We start from the raw sequence: 2,526 nt of genomic DNA on the forward strand, positions 1-2,526 counted from the left end.
AACTCACGCGACTCGCAAAATCACCTTGCCATGCGAAGCTCCCGACTGGTTGAGATCCTGGGCCTCCCGTGCCCGCGTGAGCTCGATGACCTGGCTCACGCGCGGCCTGAGGGTGCCCTGATCGGCAAGCCTTGCCACTTGCACCAGATCCGCTTGATTCGGTTCCATCACGAACTGGACCGCTCGAATCCCCTGTTCTTGCGCACGAACCGCATCCAGCGGACCGACGGCGGTCACCAGAGTTCCCAGAAATTTAATGACTGAATAGGAGCGCGAAAGCGTATCGCCCCCCACGAGATCGATCACGGCGTCCACATCCTTGGCCTTTTCCTCAAAGCGCTCGGACTTATAATCGATGATCTGATCGACACCGAGCTGCCGAAGATAGACCGCGTCCCGGATCGAAGCGGAAGCGATCACGCGTGCGGACTGCCATTTGGCCAGCTGGCAGACCAGGGCCCCCACGCCACCTGCCGCGCCATGAATGAGAAGCACCTGACCCCGGTTAGGCCGCACGACTCTCGTGATGATCTGATAAGCGGTCAGCCCGGCCACCGGAAGCGCCGCCGCAGCCGCAAAATCCAGTGTAGATGGCTTATGGGCGATCAGTCCGATCGAAGCTTTGGCATATTCGGCATAGGAGCCGTCGGCAAAACCGAAGACTTCGTCTCCGACTTTATAGTGCCGGACGCCTTCGCCGACCTCCACGATCTCGCCCGCGAAATCCCGGCCGAGCGTCAGTGGAAACGGATCATGCCCCTCGTCCTTCATATAGCCTTCGCGGATTTTCCAATCAACCGGATTGACGCCGGCCGCGCGGATCCGCACCAGCACTTCGCCCGGGTCAGGACTGGGCCGAGGGGCCTCCTCGACATGGATTTGGTCCGAGTGGCCATAGGAGTGAATGCGTATCGCCTTCATAAAGAGAATCCTCTGATTTGGAAGTTTCTCTTTAAGGCATGCATGTGCCGTACAAACTAAAGGGCGTTGCGAAGCACTTCCTCGAATACTTCGACCGGCTGCGCGCCTGAAATCGCGTATTTGCGGTTGATGACAAAAAACGGGACGCCAGCCACGCCGACTTCCTGGGCTTCCTGCTCGTCACGCCTCACCTCATCCGCCAGTGCATCACTCTCGAGCATCTGTTTCACCTCTTTCGGGTCCAGGCCGAGTTCGGCGCCGATACGGGTCAGGGTCTCGGGATCCCCCACATGCTCACCACGCGTATAATAGGCTTGAAACAGGCGCTCTTCGGCTTTTTCCTGAAGCCCGTGCCGGTCGGCCAGGTGAATCAGCCGATGGGCATCAAAAGTGTTGGTGGGCCGGGCAAGGTCGAAGCGGTAGTCGAGGCCCACGGTTTTTGCCTGCTCGCGCATCTGATCATGGAGCTGCTTGGCCCACTCAACACTCTTCCCGTACTTTTTCGCCAGAAGTTCGCTGAGACCGGACACCGGGTCGCGCGCGGCTTGCGGGTCGAGCTCGAAACTTTTCCAACGGACCCGGACCTGGTCTTCCGCGAGTCCCGATTTTTTCAAAGCCGCTTCGAGATGGCGTTTACCGATGTAGCAGAACGGACAGACGATGTCGGACCAGACTTCGATTTCAATCATGATGGATCACCTACTTTCATTCATTGCAATACTGAGTGCAGGCCTCGCTGCCTGGCCCCGGATTCTGTCTCGAAAGGAGCCCTTTCCCAGATGTTGGGCCCATGTTGGGTGGGCTCACTTTGGACCCAACAGCCCAACATCTGGGAAAGGGCTCTCCCTCGGTACCAAAGAAAAGGGCCAGCCAAACACAATGTGTCGGGCCGGCCCTTTCAATCACTTCATGTTCTGCTTAATAGCGGTACGTATCAGCCTTGTATGGGCCGGTCACCGGCACGCCGATGTACTTGGCCTGGTCTTCGCGCAAAACGGTCAGCTCGGCATTCAGCTTCTTGAGCTGAAGACGGGCGACCTTTTCGTCGAGGTGCTTGGGCAGAACATGCACGCCGAGAGGATACTTCGCACCCTGGGTGAAAAGCTCGATCTGCGCGATGGTCTGATTGGCGAACGAAGAGGACATCACGTACGAAGGATGTCCGGTGCCGCAGCCCAGGTTGACCAGCCGGCCCTTGGCGAGCAGGATGATGCGCTTGCCGTCCGGGAAGATGATGTGATCGACCTGGGGCTTGATTTCTTCCCACTTGTACTTTTCAAGCGATGCGACTTCGATCTCGTTGTCGAAATGGCCGATATTGCAGACGATGGCCTGGTTCTTCATTTTGACCATGTGGCTATGCGTGATCACATTGAAGTTGCCGGTCGTGGTGACGAAGATATCAGCCTTGTCGGCTGCGTAATCCATCGTCACGACGCGGTAGCCTTCCATCGCCGCCTGCAGTGCGCAGATCGGATCGAATTCGGTGACCCAGACCTGGGCCGACAGCGCGCGCATGGCCTGGGCCGAGCCCTTGCCGACGTCGCCATAGCCGGCGATGACGGCCACTTTGCCGGCGATCATGACATCGGTGGCGCGCTTGAT

The 2,526-nt window shown here is 58.4% G+C and carries 3 protein-coding genes; all 3 read right to left on the reverse strand.

The features are described 5' to 3' along the window. Positions 1 to 3: 3 nt before the first annotated feature. Complete coding sequence (locus JWQ24_RS27945; protein WP_299815689.1) at positions 4 to 921, reverse strand: NADP-dependent oxidoreductase; 918 nt, start codon at positions 919 to 921, stop codon at positions 4 to 6. Between the two features lie 56 nt (positions 922 to 977). Continuing rightward, positions 978 to 1,610, reverse strand: a complete 633-nt coding sequence (locus tag JWQ24_RS27950) for a DsbA family oxidoreductase (RefSeq protein ID WP_299815691.1) — start codon at positions 1,608 to 1,610, stop codon at positions 978 to 980. A 229-nt stretch (positions 1,611 to 1,839) separates the two neighbouring features. Continuing rightward, on the reverse strand, positions 1,840 to 2,526 hold a 687-nt coding region (locus tag JWQ24_RS27955; protein ID WP_299815694.1), incomplete at its 5' end, for an adenosylhomocysteinase.

The organism is Tardiphaga sp. (genome assembly GCF_028290495.1).
In the GTDB taxonomy this organism is placed as follows: domain Bacteria; phylum Pseudomonadota; class Alphaproteobacteria; order Rhizobiales; family Xanthobacteraceae; genus Tardiphaga.

Excerpts from the sequence above, each read along its gene's own strand:
- JWQ24_RS27945 (WP_299815689.1), bottom strand. The coding sequence starts at position 921 with ATGAAGGCGATACGCATTCACTCCTATGGCCACTCGGACCAAATCCAT.
- JWQ24_RS27950 (WP_299815691.1), bottom strand. The coding sequence starts at position 1,610 with ATGATTGAAATCGAAGTCTGGTCCGACATCGTCTGTCCGTTCTGCTAC.